We start from the raw sequence: 18,926 nt of genomic DNA, 5'->3' as shown, positions 1-18,926 counted from the left end.
GATCAGTCAGCCGTCCGTCGCGGTTGTTCCGTGGATAAAGTATTGGTTACGTCCCTTCGCTTTGGCTTCATACATCGCCTGATCGGCGTAGCGGAGAAGCTGGCTCTTTTTGTTGTGGTAGCGGGGATATAGGCAGACACCAATGCTGGCCGAAACGCAGATAGTTTCGCCGATGGGCAGGGTGAAGGGCTGGGCGATCGAAGTTAGTATCCTGTCCAGGGCGTGTTGCAGATCCACTTCAGAAGTCAGTTGTGTCAGCGTCAGGGCAAACTCATCACCTCCCATCCGGGCCGCAGTATCTCCGGCGCGAATGCAATCTTTTAAGCGGTTCGCGGCTTCGATCAGGAGCAGGTCTCCAGCCCGGTGACCATAGTTGTCATTAACCGGTTTAAAAGAATCGAGATCAAGAAAACAGACCGCAACTGAGGTCTTATCACGATCGGCGACAGCCAGTGTCTGGTTTAGCCGGTCTGCGAACAGAACCCGGTTGGGTAACTCTGTCAGGGCATCATAATAGGCCAGATGCTCGATCTCTTTAAAATGTTGTAGCTGGGCGGTGATATCTGAATGCAGACCAATATAACAATCAACCTTACCCTCCTCATCGGTGAGGACGCTGATGCAGGTCCGACAGGCAAAAATTGAACCGTCCTTGCGGCGATTCCAGATATCCCCCTGCCAGTATCGGTTGTCATTTAATGAATCCCACAATGACTGGAAAAATGAGGCATCATGATGACCCGACTTCAGAAAGTTCGGCGTTCGTCCAATGATCTCATCTCGGGAATAGCCTGACAGCTGACAGAATGCCTGATTCACCTCGATAATCTTGCCTTTGCTATCAGTGATCATCACACCTTCGCTGATATTCTGGAAAACACTGGCGGCAATTTTTAACTCTTCCTGCGCTTTATGTTGAGCAGTGACATCTCTGCTGATACCGAAAAGACCGACAACATCAACACGATTTTCATCAAATACGGGCCATTTACTGGTGCTGACCCAGCCTTTTTCGCCCTGTTCGTCGTAGTAGGGGTCGACCCGGTTGAGTAGCGCAACGCCCTCTCTGAAGATAGGCTGTTCTTCCTCGTAATAGATTTTTGCGGTGTCCGGCGGAAAGACTTCCAGGTCGTGCTTACCTACCATATCTTGCCAGTGGCTGTGGCCGGTGATGTCGGCAAGTGTTTGACTGCAGAATTGAAAGCGGCTGTTCCGGTCTTTGAAATAGACAAAATCGGAGGTGTTGTCCAGCAGCGTAATAAAGTTACGGTTTAATTCTTTCAGCTCCTTTTCTGCCGCACGACGTTCGGTGATGTCATGAATAATAGAATAGAGTAACTGTTTGTCATCGATCTTTAGCTGCCCGGAATGGACCTCCACATCGCGCAGGCTGCCATCAGCCAGTTTATGAATAAAAAAGAAGTGATCCCGTTTCTGAGTTGCAGCCTTGTGCATTTCAGCTTTGATCTCAATATCTGAGAGCTGGTTGATCGCGTTGATGTTAAGGGCTGTTAGTTGCTGATGGAGGTAGCCGTAATAGTCGCAGGCTGACTGGTTGGCATCAACAATTACACCGTCGACAGGGTCAATTAAAAGCATTGGAATTTTCGAGTTGCTGAATAGAACCCGATAGCGATTATCCGCCTCTTTTTTGTTGTTCTGCTTCTGTGCTTTGGTTGTTTTTATGACCACACAACATACCTTCATTAGACCTGGAGATGCACGTCTGACCAGACAGCAGATTTAGCTTTATTGTGTTAAATGTTTAAATAATATTCAACCGCAGAGTTTCCGGAAGGTGTGATTGAGTTCTGGAAACACAGCGGTAGCCGAGATTGGCGCGGCAATTTTCAGCCGTTATCGCTAGTCGGCTAACCGAGGTTCTGGTTAAATGGCTGATTCAGGTCGTTTTAAAGCTGTTTTTAGCAGAGCTGCCTTCAGCACTTAACGCGGTAAATTTTTCAGGACCTTCGGACATGGAAACAGTCAGAGAGATCGCGGCAACCATCCTCTTCGTTATGGGTATTGTATTACTCGTATCTGTTGCGGTTGACCCCTTTAGTTGGTTTACACTGGTTGCGGCGGTGATCTGTCTGTATCTGGCTTTTTTGATATGGCCTGGTCAGTCGCGCGGCCAACGGGAGCCTGGTCACCCATTGCTTGATATGCTGGAATTTATTATAGAGCTTCCATTTGATATTTTTGTCTGGTTATTCAGAGGGTTGAAGACTCTGTTTCAGGGGAAGAATGGCGGTATCGATATTGATATTGGTCTGTGAATAATCGCAGGAAATATGCATCAGTCTGCACCTCAAATGTGCAGCGAATCAAACATAATTATTATTTATCTAATAAAAAGGAATTACCGTGATGTTCAGCCATATAATGCTCGGCGCAAATGATATTGAAAAATCCAGGTTGTTTTATGATGCGATACTCGGTGTGCTTGGTCATAAGCCAGGGGTGTTTGATGATAAAGGCCGTTGTTTTTACCTCAGTGACAGTGGCGTTTTTGCCCTGACCAAACCGATCAATGGTGAAGCTGCAACCCATGGCAACGGCATGACCATCGGCTTCGTTGCCAGCTCGCCTGAGTTGGTTGATGCCTGGCACGCCGCGGGCGTGGCCGCCGGAGGCCAGACCTGTGAAGAGCCTCCGGGTGTCAGAAGCAGTGGCGGCAGGCAGTTGTATCTGGCTTATTTACGCGATCCGTCCGGCAATAAAATCTGTGCAACGCATTATATGTCGGTGGCTTAAGCCGTGCTTGTCTCCACTGAATAGCACTGTTTGTTGCGCTGGGGTATCGGGTGATATGAACCGCTATGGGCTTGCAGTCGTGTTCATCTTAGCTGCGCTGGGTGTTGTTCCTGCCTATGCCGGGTCTGTAGAACAGGCCCGGGTGGCAGATGTCCAGATGTCAGAAGCTCAGACGAATACGGTTTTGCAGAGCCGGGTCAGGTTTGTTAACTCATCGACCCACAACGTCTATGGGCACTACAACGCGGGCAGTGATAAAGGTACGGTGGGTGTGCTTACGGCGGGTAGCAGCGTTGTCCTGGATGCGGTTGCATTTTCCCCAAAGGTCGCCGTTCAGGTTGAGTTCCGTTGTGATAAGGCGGACCAGTTTAGCTGCGCTAATGGCAGGGTGGATCTCACCGGTTTATACCCCCGTGGTGATTATCACAGTGTGACGACCGTGTTCACGTTCGTCAGAATGGGGGAGATCAGCTTAAGCTTTGAGGTTTCCGACACCGATGATGATCCTGCTGCTCATCGACAGATAATGATTGGCAATATCAGCAGCCAATGAAAAGATAAGTCGTCAATTTTACGTTTTTCAGCACGCACCGGGGTTGCCCTCCGGAGCGCTGCGAACGGTTTTCTTACAGGAAACCATCGCCAAACATCCCGCCAATCGCCCGGCTGAGGGCTTCGCTACGATCCGCTGCACGAAACTGCTGCAGTGTGAGTGCACGCAGTGTGGGGATAAACATCAGGTCGGCCATGACCCGGTTAAAGCACGCCTGGCCGGCATCGTTGACGGCCAGGGTTTCAAGAAACTGCTGCAGCAGTTCAGGGTATTGCAGGCTGGCCCAGCATCGGCTGGCAAGGGCTGCAATGACTTCGGCCTGGGTACCATAAGGACTCTGCAATACCCGGGTCAGCACCGCGATTTTCTGCTCATCTTCAGGGCATTGGGAGATCGCCCGCAGCAGCGCACCGATCTGATTGGCGGAAACCTTCCCTTCGCTAACACTGTTTTCCAGTCGCAGGCGGATCGCTTCGCTGAGTGGTGCACTGGGCTGAATATGTTCGATAAAAGTACAGCAGGCTTCCAGAGGCGTATCCGGCAACTGGCCGAATATCTCCGCCAGTTTGTCTTCATTGTTGCCCTGCTGATGGCGAATGACATAGTCAGCGATGCCCTGATAACCCAGACTGTCCCAGTGGTTCAGGTCGGCTTTTCCATGAAAGTACTGCTTTGCCCCATCATAAAAGCTGGATGCGGGCTGCCGGGTTGTCAGGGTGGCGGTGGCATGGAACGCTGCCATCTTCTCCTGATCCGGGGTAAAGCTGAAGGGGTTGTCTTTGAGGGCATCCCGGTATTCGGTGGCATCGGTTGGCTGGTCCAGCGGGCCTTTTCCCATACTATTCGTCAGGTTCTGCAGCAGCCTGTTAAGAAAATCATCCCGCGCCGCCTGTACCATAAATCCCTGCTCATCTAATGGCAGTTTGAGAAACCAGACAACATTCTCGCTGGCCTGCTTAGGGTTCCACATCAGAATAGCGATCCAGGCCTGATGCAGAAAGGGTTTAGGGAAGGGGATCTGTCCCAGCTCGACTTTGCGGAAGGTGTCAGGAGAAAGCTTACTGATGCAACGGCCCATATCAAAGATGCGGAACTGGGCTTCAGTTTGCTGGATAAAGTCGGTCAGTGTGTCAAAGTGTGCCATCGGGATGCCTGGTCGGGTAAAAACGGAGGCTATTTTAGCAGTGCGGGGCAGTCAGATACAGCGATGCTGGAATCACGCCGTCCCCTGATCCAAGTGACACATCATCTTGAGCGCTAAAGTGCTGTAGCTTAACGGTTATTTTTTATATGATCGGATGACGGGTAAGTGTTTCCTGTTCAGCATTATCGGGCGATACAGTACGTAACGTAGCCGGTGTTACGAATAGGGGCTGTTAGTTATAAGGGAGCACAATTGAGTAATGTTGTTATCGCCCTTGGGCGTTCCATGGCCGGAAGTTTACGGGATCTGCTACCGATCGTTCTGGTGATCGCGTTCTTTCAGCTGGTGGTGTTGCAGCAGCCAGTGCCGGATCTGGTGGGTCTTCTGACCGGCCTGTTGTGTGTCGTAGCGGGCCTGACCTTTTTCATCTACGGTCTGGAGATGGGCCTATTCCCCATTGGCCAGGTACTGGCTAACGCGTTCGCCCGAAAAGGCAGTCTGTTCTGGTTGCTGGTGTTCTCGTTCTCGTTGGGATTCGGTACCACTGTGGCCGAACCCGCGCTGATCGCTGTTGCCGCCGAAGCGGCCAGCGTTGCCGCAGAGGGGGGGATGATTGAATCCACTGATTCGGCCAGATCCGGTTACGCCTCAGGGTTACGCTATACCGTGGCGTTTTCGGTTGGTCTGGCGATTGTGGTGGGGGTTATCCGGATTCTGAAGGGCTGGCCGATCCACTACATGATCGCTATTGGTTATGTGCTGGTGGTGATCATGACCGGCTTTGCTCCCCGTGAAATTATTGGCATAGCGTACGATTCGGGCGGTGTGACCACTTCGACGATTACGGTTCCTCTGGTGACTGCATTAGGTGTTGGGCTGGCTTCAGCGATCGAGGGGCGTAACCCGATGATCGATGGCTTTGGTCTGATCGCGTTTGCCTCCCTGACACCGATGATCTTCGTCATGGCATATGGAATGGTGGTCTGATGGAGACCCTGAGCCAGCTGTTGTCAATCTTGCTGTCCACCATCAGGGATGTGTTGCCGATTATCGCTATTGTCTTTGGCTTTCAACTGCTGGTGATTCGCCGCCCCATCCCCCACCTGAAACGGGTACTGTTCGGTTTTATCTATGTGATCGTGGGGTTAGCGCTGTTTTTACTGGGTCTGGATAAAGCACTGTTTCCCATCGGTGAGCTGATGGCGCAACAGCTTACCGATCCGGCGTTTATCCGCGGCACGGTGGCGACCACCGGAGAGGCCCTGCACTGGTCCGATTATTACTGGGTGTATATTTTTGCTTTTGCCATCGGTGCCAGTACGACCATTGCCGAACCTTCGCTGATTGCGGTGGCGATCAAAGCCAATGAGGTATCGGGTGGTGCAATCGGGGTGTGGGGGCTGCGTCTTGCGGTCGCCCTGGGGGTTGCTATCGGTATCAGCCTGGGGACCTGGCGGATTGTCACCGGTTATCCGATCCACTGGTTTATTATCAGCGGTTATATTGTTGTCGTCATTCAGACGTTTTTTGCGCCCAAGCTCATTGTCCCACTGGCCTATGACTCCGGTGGGGTGACCACCTCAACCGTGACTGTGCCGCTGGTGGCAGCGCTGGGACTGGGGCTGGCCAGTACTGTCCCCGGGCGCAGCGCTTTGATTGATGGTTTTGGTTTGATTGCATTTGCCAGCCTGTTTCCGATGATAACGGTGATGGGCTATGCGCAGATAACAGAAATTGTTGCCCGCCGCGACAGGCGTCGCCGGGAACGTGCAAAGATGGTTAAACAGGAATAGGACGGGGCTATGCACTTCAAGCTGTTAGTAGTATTTGTTGAAGACTCCAAAACCGATCAGGTGATGAAGGCTGCCCGTGAGGCGGGTGCAACGGGTGCCACGGTGATTAATAACGCCCGCGGTGAAGGGGTGACTAAGACGAAGACCTTTTTTGGTCTGTCGCTGGAAACCCAGCGGGATGTGTTGCTGTTCATTGTTGAGGAGCATCTGAGCCGGAAAATACTGGAAACTATTTCCGAAGTGGCTGATTTTGACGATAAACCCGGCCAGGGCATCGCGATTCAGCTGGATGTGGAGGATGCTGTGGGTGTGGCCCACCAGATTCAAACCCTGACAAATGTCGTCGAGGATGAGCTATGAGAGAGCGCAAAGTAATCCGGGTGCAGGATGTGATGACCAATGATTTTGCCATGGTCGATGGCCTGATCACTATTAAAGCTGCCATTGAGGTATACAAAGCCAGGCAGGTGACGGCGCTGTTGGTGAATAAGCGCCACGAAGATGATGAGTACGGTATTCTGCTGCTTTCCGATATTGCCAAGAAGGTTCTGGCGCAGGATAGAGCGCCGGAACGGATCAATGTCTATGAGGTGATGACCAAGCCGGTCATCGGTGTCGATCCGCAGATGGATGTACGTTACTGCGCCCGCTTGTTTGATAATTTCGGCCTTGCGATGGCACCGGTACTGAAGAGTGGTGAAGTGGTGGGTGTGGTTGGTTATAACCAGATCGTACTGGATGGTCTGCTAACCGACTGACTCTGCGGCTGGTGAAAGCCGCGCCGCCGGTAATACCAACCGCTAGTGACGGGCGGTGAGAAGCTGATCGAGTGCAGTGAAGTAGTCGATCAGCTTACTGCTTTTTATACCGCTGGCGCCCACGGCTTCTGCCGCCATTGGTGTCATATCACTGCTCTGGGGAAGTGACTGTTGCCGGGCCATCATCTGCCGCAAGCGTGGCACCATGATCCACTGCACCCACTGCCAGAAACTCAGGGTATCGATGCAGAACGGTTGCTGGCTTTGCAGTGCTGATGCTGCTGGCGGTGTCGCGGACCAGAGTGACCAGGCCCGCATCTCCGCTTCTATCCTGACTAACAGTTGCTCCAGTTCTGCATATTGCTGCATTAACGCTGGCGAGCCTGCTTCAGGGTATCGGCAATCAGGAACGCCAGTTCCAGCGCCTGATCGGCGTTCAGACGAGGATCACAATGGGTGTGATAACGGTCAGCCAGACCCTCTTCAGTAATCTGGTAAGCGCCGCCGACACACTCCGTCACATTCTGACCGGTCATCTCAAAGTGTACCCCGCCTGCATAGGTGCCTTCGGCGCGATGTACTTCAAAGAAGCCCTTCATCTCTTTCAGAATGCTGTTGACGCTACGGGTCTTGTAGCCACTGCTGGCTTTGATGGTATTACCGTGCATCGGGTCTGAACTCCAGACCACCTCACGTCCCTCTGCTTTCACCCTGCGCACCAGTTCAGGCAGGATCTCGGTGATATTGTCAGCCCCCATACGGCTGATCAGGGTCAGCCGGCCTGGCTGATTATCCGGGTTGAGGGCATCGATCAGTCTGATCAGCTCATCCGGTTTCATGCTTGGGCCCACTTTGACTCCGACCGGGTTTTCAACCCCACGCAGGAACTCGATATGCGCACCGTCCAGCTGCCGGGTCCGGTCGCCGATCCAGAGCATATGTGCAGAACAGTCATACCAGCGATTGGTCAGACTGTCCTGACGGGTGAGTGCCTGTTCATAATTGAGCAGCAGCGCCTCGTGGGAGGTGTAAACCGTGGTTTCCCTCAGTTGAGGAACACTATCGCTGCTAATACCGCAGGCTTCCATAAAGGCCAGGGTATCGTCGATCTGATCAGCCAGATGCTGATACTTTTCGCCCAATGGGCTCTGTTGCACAAAGCCCTGATTCCACTGATGAACCTTATGCAGATCGGCAAAACCGCCCTGCGCAAAGGCGCGCATCAGGTTGAGTGTCGAAGTAGCCTGATGGTAAGCGCGGATCAGTCGCTGAGGGTCTGGTTGACGAGCCGCAGCTTCAAAGGAGATGTCGTTAATGATATCTCCACGGTAACTGGGCAGCTCAACGCCATCAATCACTTCAGTGCCCGCGGAGCGGGGTTTGGCATACTGACCGGCGATGCGGGCAACCTTAACCACCGGGCAACTACCGGCAAAGGTCATCACGACCGCCATCTGTAGCAATACTTTGAAGGTGTCACGGATATTGGTGGCACTGAACTCGGCAAAGCTTTCAGCGCAATCTCCACCCTGCAACAGGAAGGCTTTGCCTGCTGTCACGTCAGCCAGCTGTTGATGCAATGAGCGTACTTCACCGGCAAACACCAGTGGTGGCATCTTGGCCAGTTCTGTTTCTACCTGACGGACCGCTTCGCTATCCGGGTATTCAGGTTGCTGTAGAATAGGGTTGTTTTTCCAGCTGTCTGGAGACCAGTTTTCCATCAATACATACCGAGTTGAAAGGAGGCTATTTTTAGAGCTTCAATAAAAAAGGGGGATAGTTTAACGTTGTTCGCCGGTTCAGGTAAGGCCTGTCGGTTGAAATAGCCGTTATTCGTCGCTGTGGCCGGGATATCTGGCGTAATAGTGTTTAATATAGGCTCTGGAAAAGTCCTATAAGAATAACCGGGTTGATAGTGATCTTATGTCAGAACAGGATAAGCAAAACGGATTGAAGGTGCGCACTGAGGTCATGGGTGAAACATTTGTCGCCCGTGCCCAGGCCAATACAACAGAGCTGACCGCTCCCTTACAGGAGTGGATTAATGAACATGCCTGGGGGTCAACCTGGCAGAGGGATGGCCTGCCACGTTCAACCCGCAGCCTGGTGACCATTGCGATGCTGGCGGCACTGAAAGCGCCCGCTGAACTGAAAGGCCATGTACGTGGTGCGCTGAATAATGGCTGTACCCCGCAGGAGATTCAGGAGGTGTTGCTGCACTCTGTTGTTTATTGTGGTGCACCAGCCGCTCAGGAGGCGTTCCGGGCTGCCCAGGAGGTGCTGGATGAGTGGCAGGGCTGATCCTGGCTAGTTGGATCTGGCGGATCTGAATGCCTGAATAACCGGTCTTAACTGATCAATCAGAGTGTTGGGAAACTGTCGGTAATCCGGGTAGGGGGTGAGAATAATATTCTCTTGCCGGAATAATCTGCCACTCGCTTCCATCGGCGTAAAGTGTTGCAGATCTAACCCCAGCCGCTGCCAGCTGGCTTTGCCGGCAACAATATGCAACTGACGACCGGTGAGCAACTGATCGCCGAAAACGATCGCTTCGTGTTGCCTTAACAGCTGTTCGTCGCGATAGTGACGCCATGTTGATTCGGTGGCTTGCAGTTTGGCCAGAATAATCAGGATTTTGCGCCAGTGATTGCCATTTAACTCACAGAGTCTGGCGTAATCCAGCGGCTTGTGTGTATCGATGATCGGTGGCGCAGGCAGATAGAGAAGGGTGGTGGCACCCTCAGTATTCCCCAGTGTGGTCATCAGGCAGACTTGATACCACTGAGGTTGCGGAAGGTGATCTCTTTGGCGGTGTTAAGAAAATCTACCATAAAGTCTGAATCTTTCTGATCTTCCCGAATCGCTGCGTATAGGGTACACCAGACCCCTTTTTCGCCCAGTGGACGGGAAGTAATATATTCCTGTTCGATATACTGGTGGATAGCCCAGTTCGGCAGCGCGGACACCCCGCGGCCACTGGCGACCAGCTGCATAATCATCACCGTCAGTTCTGAGGTGCGTACCTCTTCCGGCTCAATGCCGGCAGGATCCAGGAAGTGCTTGAAAACATCCAGACGGTGCTGTTCAACCGGGTAGGTAATCAGGGTCTGATGTTCAAGATCCTGCGGCTGAATTGTGCGGCGCGCAACCAACTGATGCTGCTTACTCATGGCCAGTACCGATTCATAGGTAAAGAGCGGTATATAGGCTATTCCCGTACGCTCTTCCGGGTCAGCAGTAACCACCAGATCGATATCACCCCGAGCCAGTGCTGGCAGGGGTTGAAAACTGAAGCCAGTGGTCAGATCCATCTCCACTTCGGGCCAGTTCTGGCGAAAATGGTCGATGGTTGGCATCAGCCAGTCAAAGCAGCTGTGACACTCGATGCAGATATTCAGGCGTCCCGCTTCCCCACCGGCCAGTCGGGCGATATCTCGCTCCGCGTTACGGATCATCGGCAGTACTTCATCGGCCAGGGTCAGGATACGCTGGCCTGCGCTGGTGAAGCAGATCGGTTTGGTTTTGCGAATAAACAGTGAACAGTCTAGGCGGTCTTCGAGATCTTTGATCTGATGGGAGAGGGCGGATTGGGTCAGATGGATACGTTCGGCAGCTTCAACTAAACTGCCTGAATCTCTTAGCGCAGAAAGAGTTTTCAGGTGTCGAAGTTCGATCATGCTGGAATGCCTCAATTTTTATTCTGTGAACCAGAGTATAGTATGAATTTAACTCATGCGGCATCTTTGTATGATATAAGGCCCGCATAGAGCGGGCCTGGGTTTCCAGCGATATGTAAGCGCTGTTATCAGGCTTTCGGTTTAACCAGCAGAAACTCCAGCAGCGCTTTTTGTGCGTGCAAGCGGTTTTCGGCTTCATCAAACACCACTGAGCGTGGGTCGTCCATCATCTCTGCGCTGACTTCTTCGCCCCGGTGAGCCGGCAAACAGTGCATAAATATCGCATCGGATTCGGCAAGATCCATGAGTTGCGGTGTGACCTGATAACCCCTGAACTCTCGTTCACGCTCTTTCTGCTCATCTTCCTGGCCCATAGAGGCCCATACATCGGTGACCACCAGATGGCTGCCTTGCACCGCTTCTTCGGGGGTGCGGAAGATTGATACCCGCTCGCTGTTGGCCGCCAGCAGCTCAGGATTCGGATCAAACCCTTCCGGACAGGCGACCTGCAGCTTAAAGTCGAACTGGCGAGCGGCGTTTATATAGGAGTTACACATATTGTTGCCATCGCCGATCCAGCTGACGGTTTTCCCTTTGATATCACCGCGGTGTTCCAGGAAGGTCTGCATATCCGCCAGCAACTGGCAGGGATGGTAATCATCGGTCAGAGCGTTGATCACCGGTACCCGGGAGTGCTGGGCAAACGTCGTGACTGTCTCGTGCTCAAATGTGCGGATCATTACAACATCGCACATGCTGGAGATAACCCGGGCACTGTCCTCAATCGGCTCACCACGGCCCAGTTGTGTGTCCCGTGAGGAAAGAAACAGTGCGTGTCCACCCAGATGCGCCATACCCGCCTCAAAAGAGACCCGGGTGCGGGTTGATGATTTCTCAAAGATCATCGCCATAACCTGGTTTGACAGCGGTTCGTAGATCTCACCGTTGTTACGTATCTGTTTCAGTTCAATCGCACGCCTGATCAGCTTGTTCAGCTCATCGGGTGTCAGGTCCAGCAGTGTCAGAAAATGTCTTGTTGTCATAATTAAGAAGGCCGGGCAGAGCAGGCCTTAGCTCAGATTCAGTTATTCGTCAGCCATATAGACTTTAATGATACGGGACACGGTGTTGACCAGCAGCTCCGCTTCAGTATCGCTCATAATCAGCGGGGGCAGCATGCGCACAACCTTACCGCCGCCGGTCACATTAAGGAGCACCCCTTTGACCTTAGACAGTACTGCCAGTTCGGTACCGGCTTCGGTCAGCTCAATGGCCAGCAGTAGTCCCTTGTTGCGAATCTCTTTGACATAGGCGGCATCACCGAGCTGAGCACGAAAGCCATCGGCAATCTTGTTGCCCAGCTCCGCTGCACGCTGGTCCAGCTTCTCTTCAGTAATGGTATTCACAACAGCCAGCGCAGCAGCACAGCAGAGTGGGTTGCCACCGTAGGTTGAACCATGGTTACCCGGTCCGAAAACAGTCGCAGCTTTGCCGCTGGCGAGGCAGGCGCCGATCGGTACGCCATTGCCCAGACCTTTTGCGGTGGTGACGACGTCCGGCAGGATACCGTTCTGCTGATAGGAGAAATAGGTTCCGGTACGGCCGTTTCCGGTCTGGACTTCGTCCAGCATCAGCAACATATCATGAGCATCGCAGATATCCCGCAGCTGATTCAGATAATCATCGGCCGGAATGATAATGCCGCCTTCGCCCTGAATGGGTTCGACCAGGATTGCCACGACATTGGCGTTGTTGCTGATAATGTTTTTTACTGCGTCAACATCATTATAGGGGGCACGAACAAAGCCGCCGACCAGAGGTTCAAAGCCTGCCTGCGCTGAACGGTTGCCCGTGGCGCTCAGGGTGGCCATGGTACGACCGTGGAATGACCCTTCCATTACGATGATGGTGGGTTTTTCTATCCCTTTGGTATGACCGAATTTACGTGCTATTTTGATAGCCGCTTCATTCGCTTCAGCCCCTGAATTACCAAAAAAGACGTTATCCATGCCGGATATCTGGGTCAGACGTTCCGCCAGACGTTCCTGATTGGTGATGGTATACAGGTTAGAAGTGTGGATCAGTTGACTGGCCTGCTCACTGATCGCTGTTGTGACAGCAGGGTGAGCATGGCCAAGACCGCATACAGCAATACCGCTGAGAGCATCCAGATATTTGTTGCCATCTGTATCAAACAGCCAGCAGCCCTGTCCGTGGTCAAAGGCGACGGAAAGGCGCGAGTAAGTATTCATAACGGGCTGTGTAGACATCTAAGTCCCTCTGTTAGTCCCTCTATGTAACGCAAAACGGCAGCGATAATCAGGCTGCCGAACGGAAAACCAGCCATTCTATGTACTTGCCTGAGAATAAGCAAGATGCTGCATAGAACTTGAGATCCAGTATAGTTGACCCCATATAATCTGGAATGCAGTTTTTCTAAGCAACGTTTGTTATAGTCGCGACTATTAAAGCTGATTTTTTTCGCACTATACCCGAGTAAAATAATCGGGTTTATGCTAGGATTTCTTCATCAATAAAGTTTAGCGTCAGAACTCTGGCGACCCGTTAAAGTATAGGTAGATTTATGAGCGTTATAGACACGATAAAAGAGCAAATTGAATCCAACGATATCCTCTTATATATGAAGGGTACGCCACGTTTTCCTCAGTGCGGTTTCTCTTCCCGTGCGTCTGAAGCAGTGATGTCCTGTGGCGCTCGTTTTGCATTTGTAAATATTCTGGAAAGTCCTGAAATTCGTGCAGAGCTGCCTAAATATGCAAACTGGCCAACCTTTCCACAACTGTGGATCAAAGGTGAGCTGATTGGTGGTTGTGACATCATTGCCGAGATGGCCGCCAGCGGAGAGCTGAAAGAGCTGATTGATTCAGTGGCTGTTGCTGATGATTCAGCGGAAGGCTGAGTGAAACGCTTTAATAGATGAAGTTTATCGGTTACATAGTTGACTTTAATTAGTGTTATAAAGTCACTGCAACTAAGCTATCAGCACTTTTTATATCTTGTATATAACGTGCTGTTTGCACAATCGTTTAACGCTTTACTTAACAATGGAGATAAAAAATGGGCGTATTAGTAGGTAAGCAGGCTCCTGATTTCACCGCACCAGCGGTTCTGGGTAACGGTGAGATTGTTGATGCTTTCACCCTGTCTGAAGCGACTAAAGGTAAGAAGGCTGTTGTATTCTTCTACCCACTTGATTTCACATTTGTTTGTCCATCTGAGCTGCTGGCTTTTGATCACCGTATTGAAGAGTTCAAAAAGCGTAACGTTGAAGTGATCGGTGTTTCTATCGACTCTCACTTCTCTCACAACGCTTGGCGTAATACCCCTGTTGATCAGGGTGGTATTGGTCCGGTTAACTACACGCTGGTTGCCGACATGACTCACAGCATCTGTAAAGATTACGATGTTGAATCTGAAGGCGGTGTTGCTTTCCGTGGTTCTTTCCTGATCGATGAAGATGGTCTGGTGCGTCACCAGGTTGTTAACGATCTGCCACTGGGCCGTAACGTTGACGAAATGCTGCGTATGGTTGATGCTCTGGCATTCCACCAGACTCACGGCGAAGTTTGCCCAGCTGGCTGGACTGAAGGCGACAAAGGTATGGACGCGTCTCCTGCCGGTGTTGCAGCCTACCTGAGCGAGAATGCTGACAAGCTGTAAGCGGGTTACCGTTTAAGCTTAAAAAACGCGCCCTGGGCGCGTTTTTTTGTTTTAGTCTGAGCGGCTGATACGGTTCTTGCCCTGTTTTTTAGCCTGGTAGAGTGCCTGGTCAGCACGCTCAAATAACTCATTTGCATCACTGTTGGGGGTAAACTCTGCGATCCCGCAGGAGAGGGTGACATGGATATCTCCCTGGCTGGTGGCGATACTTTTACCTGCGATCTTGCTGCGCAGCCCTTCTGCAATATTGTAAGCCTGGCTTAGCGGGCAGTCCGGAATAATGGAAACAAACTCTTCACCCCCAAAGCGGGCGGAGAAGTCGCAGCTGCGTACCTGACTATTCAGTTCACCAGCGATGGCAATCAGGATCTGATCGCCAATCTGATGGCCAAAACGATCATTGATCTGTTTAAAGTTATCGATATCCCACACCAATAACGAGAACGGCTTGTCGCTCCGGTTACTGCGATTGATCTCCTCTTCAAGGCGCTGCTCATAGGCTCGTCGGTTCGCTATTCCTGTCAGGCTATCCCGGAAGGCGCGTTCTTTTTCCGCCTCAAGTGCGCGTCTCAGCGCTTTGTTTTCAGCGATCAGCTGTTTGTTGTGCTGTTTCAGGTCATCCAGGCGATCACCACCGTTAAACCTGCCTTTGTTCAGCAGAGTGTGAATCAGAAGAGTCAGATCTGTGATTTGCGCTGCCAGTAACATGGTTGTCTCCCAGGGCTTGTTGATATGGGTAGTCTAGTGATCAAAAAAGGAGGAACCGTGTGAAAAGTGTGGAAAAAATGTGAAGATTACTCTTGGGTCTGGCTTCGTCATTTACATCGGATCATACTCTGCCAATGCGAATAGGAATTACAGGTAAAATGGTGCTGGTCATGCTGGCAGCCAGTGTTCTGCTGGTGGCGGCGATGGCTGTGGCGATGCGTCTGAGCTTTCAGAAGGGGTTTGATGAATACCTTTCGGAAGTCGAAATGGGGCGACTTGATCAGACGGTTGAAGACCTGAGTAACGCGTATCGCCGGGAAGGCAGCTGGAATTTCATCGAAGGGAATCATCGTTTGTGGATGACCTTTATGCCGAGCAGCAGTGACGCTTCAGTGAACGACGGCGATGCTGTTGTTGCAGCACCGTCATCCTCCCGGGCTCCGCAACCTTTTACTGCCAGATCGGCACCGCTGGCACCGGCGGATAAAACGGGTATCAGCACCCGTCTGCGGTTGCTGAATGCCGATAAGCAGCGCCTGATCGGGCCGCCTGATACCAGCGGTCTGGCTGTTAATCGTCCCATTTCGCTGGATGGTGAGCTGATCGGATGGTTGAGTCTGACGCCTCAGGCGGTTCCATCCTCCCGTCTTGATAAAGCGTTCAGAGATGAACAGTTAAATGCGATTTATCCGATTGGGCTGGGCGCTTTATTGTTAGCGTTGCTGGTAGGTATCCCGATGGGGCGCTATCTGTTACGCCCGGTAAAAGCGGTCGCCCGGGGAGCCCATGTGCTGGCCAAGGGGGAGTTCGATATCCGTCTTGATATTCATTCCCGGGATGAGCTGGGGCAGCTTGCCCAGGATTTTAATATGCTGGCCGGGGTGCTGCAGCGTAATGAGTTGTTACGCCGCCGGGGCATGGCGGATATCTCCCATGAGCTACGAACCCCGCTGGCACTTCTGCGGGGTGAGATTGAAGCGATGCAGGACGGCATTCGCCCCGTGGACCAGCCGCAGCTTGGCAAATTGCATGACGCGAATATGCAGTTGAGTCATCTGGTCGATGATCTGTATGATCTGGCACTGACCGATGCCGGCGCTCTGAGCTATAAAAAACAGCTGTTCAACCTGGTCGATACGCTGGAGGGCGCGGTTGCTGCAGCCGAACACTCGTTCAGTCAATCCCAACTGAGTCTGACTCTGACCGTGCCTGAGTCTCTCACGGTATTGGGGGATCCCCGCAGGCTGCGACAGGTGATGGATAATCTGCTAAAAAATAGTCGCCGTTACACCGATGCGGGGGGGCAGACCGTTGTTTCCGCCAGCCGCTTATCGGGTAACGCAGTGATCAGAGTCGAGGACAGTGCGCCGACAGTCGATACACAGATGCTGGAGCGGTTATTTGATCGCTTTTACCGGGTGGATGAATCGAGGAGTCGGGCCAGTGGTGGGGCCGGGCTGGGGTTGGCGATCTGTCGCAACATTGTCGATGCTCACCAGGGGGAGATATCTGCTGCGGTGTCTGAGCTGGGTGGGCTGGCGGTTGAGGTGGTGATTCCGCTGGCTGATGACAACTGAGTGACGGGCTGAGTAAGTTGCCCTGATACCGAGGCTGATCTATTAATCACAGGAAGGGTTGGAGTGAAACAACATATTCTGATTGTTGAAGATGAGGCGGGTTTAGCAGAACTGCTGCGGGATTATCTGCTGATGGCCGATTATGATGTCGATATACTCTATGAGGGGGGCAGCGCGGTCGAATGGGTGCGTGAGCATAACCCAGCGTTGGTGCTGCTGGATCTGATGTTGCCTGGCAAAGATGGTATGGCGATCTGTCGGGAGGTGCGGCAGTTTTCCCAGGTTCCTATCATTATGACCACCGCGCGGGTGGAGGAGATCGATCGCTTGTTAGGACTGGAATTAGGCGCAGACGACTATGTTTGCAAGCCCTACAGTCCCCGGGAGGTGGTCGCGCGGGTGCGTTCGGTACTGAGAAGAGCCGGGGTGCAGATGACCGGTAGCGTGGCACAACTAACGGGGATAATGCTCGATGAAGGTGCGTTTAAAGCAACCGTTAACGGGACTAATCTGGACCTCACGCCGGTAGAGTTCCGGCTTCTGAATACCTTTATGGCGCAGCCTGGGCGGGTATTTGCCCGTGGGCATCTGCTGGATAACCTCTACGATGATCAGCGCGTTGTCAGTGATCGCACCATCGATACCCATATTAAGAACCTGCGCAAGAAACTCGAAGCCCAGCTTCCGGATCAGGATGTTATCCAGTCGGTGTATGGTGTGGGCTATAAGTTAGAAATTCCGGACTGATCACTGCCTTCGCCGCAACATCGGCGGGGGTGGCGGGGCTTCATCTGCAGAGAGATAGCCATCATGATTTTTGTCATGGACGTCAAAACGGTCCGGTGGGCCGTCGAACTCCTGCCGGGACACCCGGTTATCGTGATCGTGGTCCAGTCGTTTAACAAAGTGACTGGGAAAATCCTGATCAGACAGGGGTGGTGGTTGCTGACGGTCGTTTTGCATCTGTCGCGCAGAATCGATACTGGCCTGCACGCTGAAGTTATTCAGATTGATATTATAGGGGTAGTGGTTTCTGCTGATCTGAGTTGAGGGCTGAGTTTGAGTGGCGCTGCCGCCCCGTACCACCCGTACATAGTTGTATACTCTGACAGCGTCTCCCTGCGGGCCCTGGCCCATCTCAGCCTGGCCGGTTTTCGGGTCGCTGCGTTGTGACCCTGCACCGTGGACATCCATAATTTCATTGTGCATCTGGCCCATGGCGCGGCCAAATGAAATATAAGCTGCATGATCTCCCGGTCGCGGTCCATCCAGATGGGTGGTTGAGGTCCAGTAGGCCGGATAGTCCCGCTCTCCCTTCTCATTGGTTATCGGGGTCGATTCAAATAACGGATCGATTGCCGCGGTGCCGGTACTGTCCGGCGCCCGGTTGTAATCAACAATATATTGCAGCTCTTTGGCATTAGGCAGCCGCCAGTCGGAATGACCGCCCAGGTTGAGCTGGGCAGCATACTTCAGGGCCTCTTTCCAGGTCATCCCCCGGCCACTATCGGTCTTTGCCCAGGTCAGCCCTGTGCTGATATCGGTGATGGTGTTGTTGCCGTTATCAACAAAGTTGTTGTCACCATAGGCCTGGCCCCGAACATAACGAACATAAAAGCGTTTTCGGGGGTGCTGGGTGCCGGCGGGCTGATAGCCGTAACCCTTGATACGGCCATCGGCAAAATTCACTCCAAACAGGGTGTCCATGTTGTCCATGGTGGTTGAGGTGTAGCGGGTACGGGTTAACCATTGGGCATCAATATAGCGCTCATCCGCTGCGCCGTAGAGAAAGTCAAAGTAGTCGGTATTGATAAACGGTACCGCATTGGCCGGAATGGCCTCCTCAATACCCGATGTTTTCCGACCGGAGAAACCGGTGTAACCGCGAAAATCGATCAGCGAGTAGAGCTCTTTAATGTTGGGTACCCGCCAGTCAGTAAAGCCCGCGAGACGCATCTTCCGGGCCTCCTCCTGCGCTTCAGCCAGGCTGAGCTTGTGCGAGGAAACGGCTTTTGACCAGATCAGGCCAGTATTCAGATCGGTCACCGTACCATCATGATTATCGGTATAAGCCGGTGCATTACCTGTATATTGTGCATCCTGACCGAAGAACTCAGCACCTGCTTCAGGGCATTGAATCGCGCGGGAGTCGTTGTAGCAGCGATTCTGACCGGTATCGGGTATTCGGATGACAGAGTCCGCCTGGCTCAGAAGCGGGAGCAGGGCTGCGATCAGGGTCAGTACCGGTCGTGTTGTTATTTTCGCTATCAATATCATG

General features: G+C 52.4%; 22 protein-coding genes. 12 read left to right on the top strand and 10 right to left on the bottom strand.

The features are described from left to right. Positions 1-6 precede the first annotated feature (6 nt). A complete protein-coding gene (locus tag BMY09_RS10305) occupies positions 7-1,692 on the bottom strand; it encodes a sensor domain-containing protein (RefSeq protein ID WP_175483505.1) in 1,686 nt (561 codons plus the stop codon). Between the two features lie 284 nt (positions 1,693-1,976). Between BMY09_RS10305 and BMY09_RS10300 the strand changes: the two genes are divergently transcribed. The 3 genes from BMY09_RS10300 to BMY09_RS10290 all read left to right on the top strand — a co-directional run bounded on the left by BMY09_RS10300 (position 1,977) and on the right by BMY09_RS10290 (position 3,310). After that, the gene (locus BMY09_RS10300; protein ID WP_139203179.1) at positions 1,977-2,279 is read left to right on the top strand and encodes a hypothetical protein; all 303 of its coding nucleotides are present in this window, start codon (positions 1,977-1,979) and stop codon (positions 2,277-2,279) included. Positions 2,280-2,370: 91 nt separating this feature from the next. Continuing rightward, the gene (locus BMY09_RS10295; protein WP_091357516.1) at positions 2,371-2,757 is read left to right on the top strand and encodes a VOC family protein; all 387 of its coding nucleotides are present in this window, start codon (positions 2,371-2,373) and stop codon (positions 2,755-2,757) included. A gap of 55 nt (positions 2,758-2,812) precedes the next feature. Next, positions 2,813-3,310 (top strand): hypothetical protein, encoded by a 498-nt coding sequence (locus tag BMY09_RS10290; RefSeq protein WP_091357514.1) that lies wholly within the window; start codon positions 2,813-2,815, stop codon positions 3,308-3,310. A 73-nt stretch (positions 3,311-3,383) separates the two neighbouring features. Here the strand turns inward: BMY09_RS10290 and BMY09_RS10285 are convergent, their stop codons facing one another. Then, a complete protein-coding gene (locus BMY09_RS10285; RefSeq protein WP_091357512.1) occupies positions 3,384-4,454 on the bottom strand; it encodes a DUF3549 family protein in 1,071 nt (356 codons plus the stop codon). Between the two features lie 285 nt (positions 4,455-4,739). On the opposite strand from BMY09_RS10285, the gene BMY09_RS10280 reads away from it, so the two are divergent. Genes BMY09_RS10280 through BMY09_RS10265 form a run of 4 tightly spaced genes read left to right on the top strand, consistent with a single transcriptional unit; the run spans position 4,740 to position 7,005 of the window. Beyond that, a complete protein-coding gene (locus BMY09_RS10280; protein ID WP_091357905.1) occupies positions 4,740-5,441 on the top strand; it encodes a DUF1538 domain-containing protein in 702 nt (233 codons plus the stop codon). Next, a complete protein-coding gene (locus tag BMY09_RS10275) occupies positions 5,441-6,247 on the top strand; it encodes a DUF1538 domain-containing protein (protein ID WP_091357510.1) in 807 nt (268 codons plus the stop codon). Before BMY09_RS10280 ends, BMY09_RS10275 begins: the two co-directional genes overlap by 1 nt. 9 nt (positions 6,248-6,256) lie before the next feature. Further along, positions 6,257-6,607, top strand: a complete 351-nt coding sequence (locus BMY09_RS10270) for a P-II family nitrogen regulator (RefSeq protein WP_091357507.1) — start codon at positions 6,257-6,259, stop codon at positions 6,605-6,607. Then, positions 6,604-7,005 (top strand): CBS domain-containing protein, encoded by a 402-nt coding sequence (locus tag BMY09_RS10265; RefSeq protein ID WP_091357503.1) that lies wholly within the window; start codon positions 6,604-6,606, stop codon positions 7,003-7,005. Before BMY09_RS10270 ends, BMY09_RS10265 begins: the two co-directional genes overlap by 4 nt. 42 nt (positions 7,006-7,047) lie before the next feature. Here the strand turns inward: BMY09_RS10265 and BMY09_RS10260 are convergent, their stop codons facing one another. Together BMY09_RS10260 and BMY09_RS10255 are read right to left on the bottom strand one after the other, a co-directional pair. Beyond that, entirely contained in the window at positions 7,048-7,374 is a 327-nt protein-coding gene (locus tag BMY09_RS10260) for a YqcC family protein (protein ID WP_091357500.1), read from the bottom strand. Then, positions 7,374-8,726 carry a class II 3-deoxy-7-phosphoheptulonate synthase gene (locus BMY09_RS10255; protein ID WP_091357498.1) on the bottom strand — a complete coding sequence of 451 codons (1,353 nt, stop codon included), beginning with the start codon at positions 8,724-8,726 and terminating at the stop codon, positions 7,374-7,376. Before BMY09_RS10255 ends, BMY09_RS10260 begins: the two co-directional genes overlap by 1 nt. Positions 8,727-8,928: 202 nt before the next feature. Here BMY09_RS10255 and BMY09_RS10250 point away from each other — a divergent pair, with 202 nt between their 5' ends. Further along, complete coding sequence (locus BMY09_RS10250; RefSeq protein ID WP_091357495.1) at positions 8,929-9,306, top strand: carboxymuconolactone decarboxylase family protein; 378 nt, start codon at positions 8,929-8,931, stop codon at positions 9,304-9,306. 6 nt (positions 9,307-9,312) lie between these two features. Here BMY09_RS10250 and BMY09_RS10245 read toward each other — a convergent pair whose 3' ends face one another. The 4 genes from BMY09_RS10245 to BMY09_RS10230 form a co-directional block, all read right to left on the bottom strand. Next, positions 9,313-9,768 carry a DUF6942 family protein gene (locus tag BMY09_RS10245; protein ID WP_091357493.1) on the bottom strand — a complete coding sequence of 152 codons (456 nt, stop codon included), beginning with the start codon at positions 9,766-9,768 and terminating at the stop codon, positions 9,313-9,315. Further along, positions 9,768-10,682 carry a LysR family transcriptional regulator gene (locus BMY09_RS10240; protein WP_091357490.1) on the bottom strand — a complete coding sequence of 305 codons (915 nt, stop codon included), beginning with the start codon at positions 10,680-10,682 and terminating at the stop codon, positions 9,768-9,770. Before BMY09_RS10240 ends, BMY09_RS10245 begins: the two co-directional genes overlap by 1 nt. A 128-nt stretch (positions 10,683-10,810) precedes the next feature. Beyond that, complete coding sequence (argF, locus tag BMY09_RS10235) at positions 10,811-11,725, bottom strand: ornithine carbamoyltransferase (protein ID WP_091357488.1); 915 nt, start codon at positions 11,723-11,725, stop codon at positions 10,811-10,813. A gap of 42 nt (positions 11,726-11,767) precedes the next feature. Further along, the gene (locus tag BMY09_RS10230) at positions 11,768-12,952 is read right to left on the bottom strand and encodes an aspartate aminotransferase family protein (RefSeq protein ID WP_091357486.1); all 1,185 of its coding nucleotides are present in this window, start codon (positions 12,950-12,952) and stop codon (positions 11,768-11,770) included. A gap of 314 nt (positions 12,953-13,266) precedes the next feature. Between BMY09_RS10230 and grxD the strand changes: the two genes are divergently transcribed. Together grxD and BMY09_RS10220 are read left to right on the top strand one after the other, a co-directional pair. After that, positions 13,267-13,602: a Grx4 family monothiol glutaredoxin gene (grxD, locus tag BMY09_RS10225; RefSeq protein ID WP_091357483.1), complete on the top strand. Its 336-nt coding sequence runs from the start codon at positions 13,267-13,269 to the stop codon at positions 13,600-13,602. 158 nt (positions 13,603-13,760) lie between these two features. Further along, positions 13,761-14,363 carry a peroxiredoxin gene (locus BMY09_RS10220; protein ID WP_091357481.1) on the top strand — a complete coding sequence of 201 codons (603 nt, stop codon included), beginning with the start codon at positions 13,761-13,763 and terminating at the stop codon, positions 14,361-14,363. Positions 14,364-14,414: 51 nt separating this feature from the next. Here the strand turns inward: BMY09_RS10220 and BMY09_RS10215 are convergent, their stop codons facing one another. After that, a complete protein-coding gene (locus BMY09_RS10215; protein WP_091357479.1) occupies positions 14,415-15,071 on the bottom strand; it encodes a GGDEF domain-containing protein in 657 nt (218 codons plus the stop codon). A 134-nt stretch (positions 15,072-15,205) separates the two neighbouring features. Here BMY09_RS10215 and BMY09_RS10210 point away from each other — a divergent pair, with 134 nt between their 5' ends. Then, positions 15,206-16,648 carry an ATP-binding protein gene (locus tag BMY09_RS10210; RefSeq protein ID WP_091357477.1) on the top strand — a complete coding sequence of 481 codons (1,443 nt, stop codon included), beginning with the start codon at positions 15,206-15,208 and terminating at the stop codon, positions 16,646-16,648. Between the two features lie 63 nt (positions 16,649-16,711). Beyond that, positions 16,712-17,395 (top strand): response regulator, encoded by a 684-nt coding sequence (locus tag BMY09_RS10205; RefSeq protein WP_091357475.1) that lies wholly within the window; start codon positions 16,712-16,714, stop codon positions 17,393-17,395. On the opposite strand, the gene BMY09_RS10200 is transcribed toward BMY09_RS10205, so the two are convergent. Continuing rightward, complete coding sequence (locus BMY09_RS10200; RefSeq protein WP_091357472.1) at positions 17,396-18,925, bottom strand: Lcl C-terminal domain-containing protein; 1,530 nt, start codon at positions 18,923-18,925, stop codon at positions 17,396-17,398. Position 18,926 lies beyond the last annotated feature (1 nt).

Source organism: Amphritea atlantica (assembly GCF_900111095.1).
Lineage (GTDB): Bacteria > Pseudomonadota > Gammaproteobacteria > Pseudomonadales > Balneatricaceae > Amphritea > Amphritea atlantica.
The sequence above is the reverse complement of the archived record's forward strand: the minus strand, read 5'-3'. Positions and strand labels throughout refer to the sequence as shown.

Coding starts and splice junctions, on each gene's coding strand:
- BMY09_RS10240 (WP_091357490.1), bottom strand. CDS start 10,682: ATGATCGAACTTCGACACCTGAAAACTCTTTCTGCGCTAAGAGATTCA.
- BMY09_RS10245 (WP_091357493.1), bottom strand. CDS start 9,768: ATGACCACACTGGGGAATACTGAGGGTGCCACCACCCTTCTCTATCTG.
- BMY09_RS10285 (WP_091357512.1), bottom strand. CDS start 4,454: ATGGCACACTTTGACACACTGACCGACTTTATCCAGCAAACTGAAGCC.
- BMY09_RS10265 (WP_091357503.1), top strand. CDS start 6,604: ATGAGAGAGCGCAAAGTAATCCGGGTGCAGGATGTGATGACCAATGAT.
- argF (WP_091357488.1), bottom strand. CDS start 11,725: ATGACAACAAGACATTTTCTGACACTGCTGGACCTGACACCCGATGAG.
- BMY09_RS10215 (WP_091357479.1), bottom strand. CDS start 15,071: ATGTTACTGGCAGCGCAAATCACAGATCTGACTCTTCTGATTCACACT.
- BMY09_RS10270 (WP_091357507.1), top strand. CDS start 6,257: ATGCACTTCAAGCTGTTAGTAGTATTTGTTGAAGACTCCAAAACCGAT.
- grxD (WP_091357483.1), top strand. CDS start 13,267: ATGAGCGTTATAGACACGATAAAAGAGCAAATTGAATCCAACGATATC.
- BMY09_RS10200 (WP_091357472.1), bottom strand. CDS start 18,925: ATGATATTGATAGCGAAAATAACAACACGACCGGTACTGACCCTGATC.
- BMY09_RS10250 (WP_091357495.1), top strand. CDS start 8,929: ATGTCAGAACAGGATAAGCAAAACGGATTGAAGGTGCGCACTGAGGTC.
- BMY09_RS10260 (WP_091357500.1), bottom strand. CDS start 7,374: ATGCAGCAATATGCAGAACTGGAGCAACTGTTAGTCAGGATAGAAGCG.
- BMY09_RS10280 (WP_091357905.1), top strand. CDS start 4,740: ATGGCCGGAAGTTTACGGGATCTGCTACCGATCGTTCTGGTGATCGCG.
- BMY09_RS10210 (WP_091357477.1), top strand. CDS start 15,206: ATGCGAATAGGAATTACAGGTAAAATGGTGCTGGTCATGCTGGCAGCC.
- BMY09_RS10255 (WP_091357498.1), bottom strand. CDS start 8,726: ATGGAAAACTGGTCTCCAGACAGCTGGAAAAACAACCCTATTCTACAG.
- BMY09_RS10220 (WP_091357481.1), top strand. CDS start 13,761: ATGGGCGTATTAGTAGGTAAGCAGGCTCCTGATTTCACCGCACCAGCG.
- BMY09_RS10290 (WP_091357514.1), top strand. CDS start 2,813: ATGAACCGCTATGGGCTTGCAGTCGTGTTCATCTTAGCTGCGCTGGGT.
- BMY09_RS10230 (WP_091357486.1), bottom strand. CDS start 12,952: ATGTCTACACAGCCCGTTATGAATACTTACTCGCGCCTTTCCGTCGCC.
- BMY09_RS10275 (WP_091357510.1), top strand. CDS start 5,441: ATGGAGACCCTGAGCCAGCTGTTGTCAATCTTGCTGTCCACCATCAGG.
- BMY09_RS10300 (WP_139203179.1), top strand. CDS start 1,977: ATGGAAACAGTCAGAGAGATCGCGGCAACCATCCTCTTCGTTATGGGT.
- BMY09_RS10295 (WP_091357516.1), top strand. CDS start 2,371: ATGTTCAGCCATATAATGCTCGGCGCAAATGATATTGAAAAATCCAGG.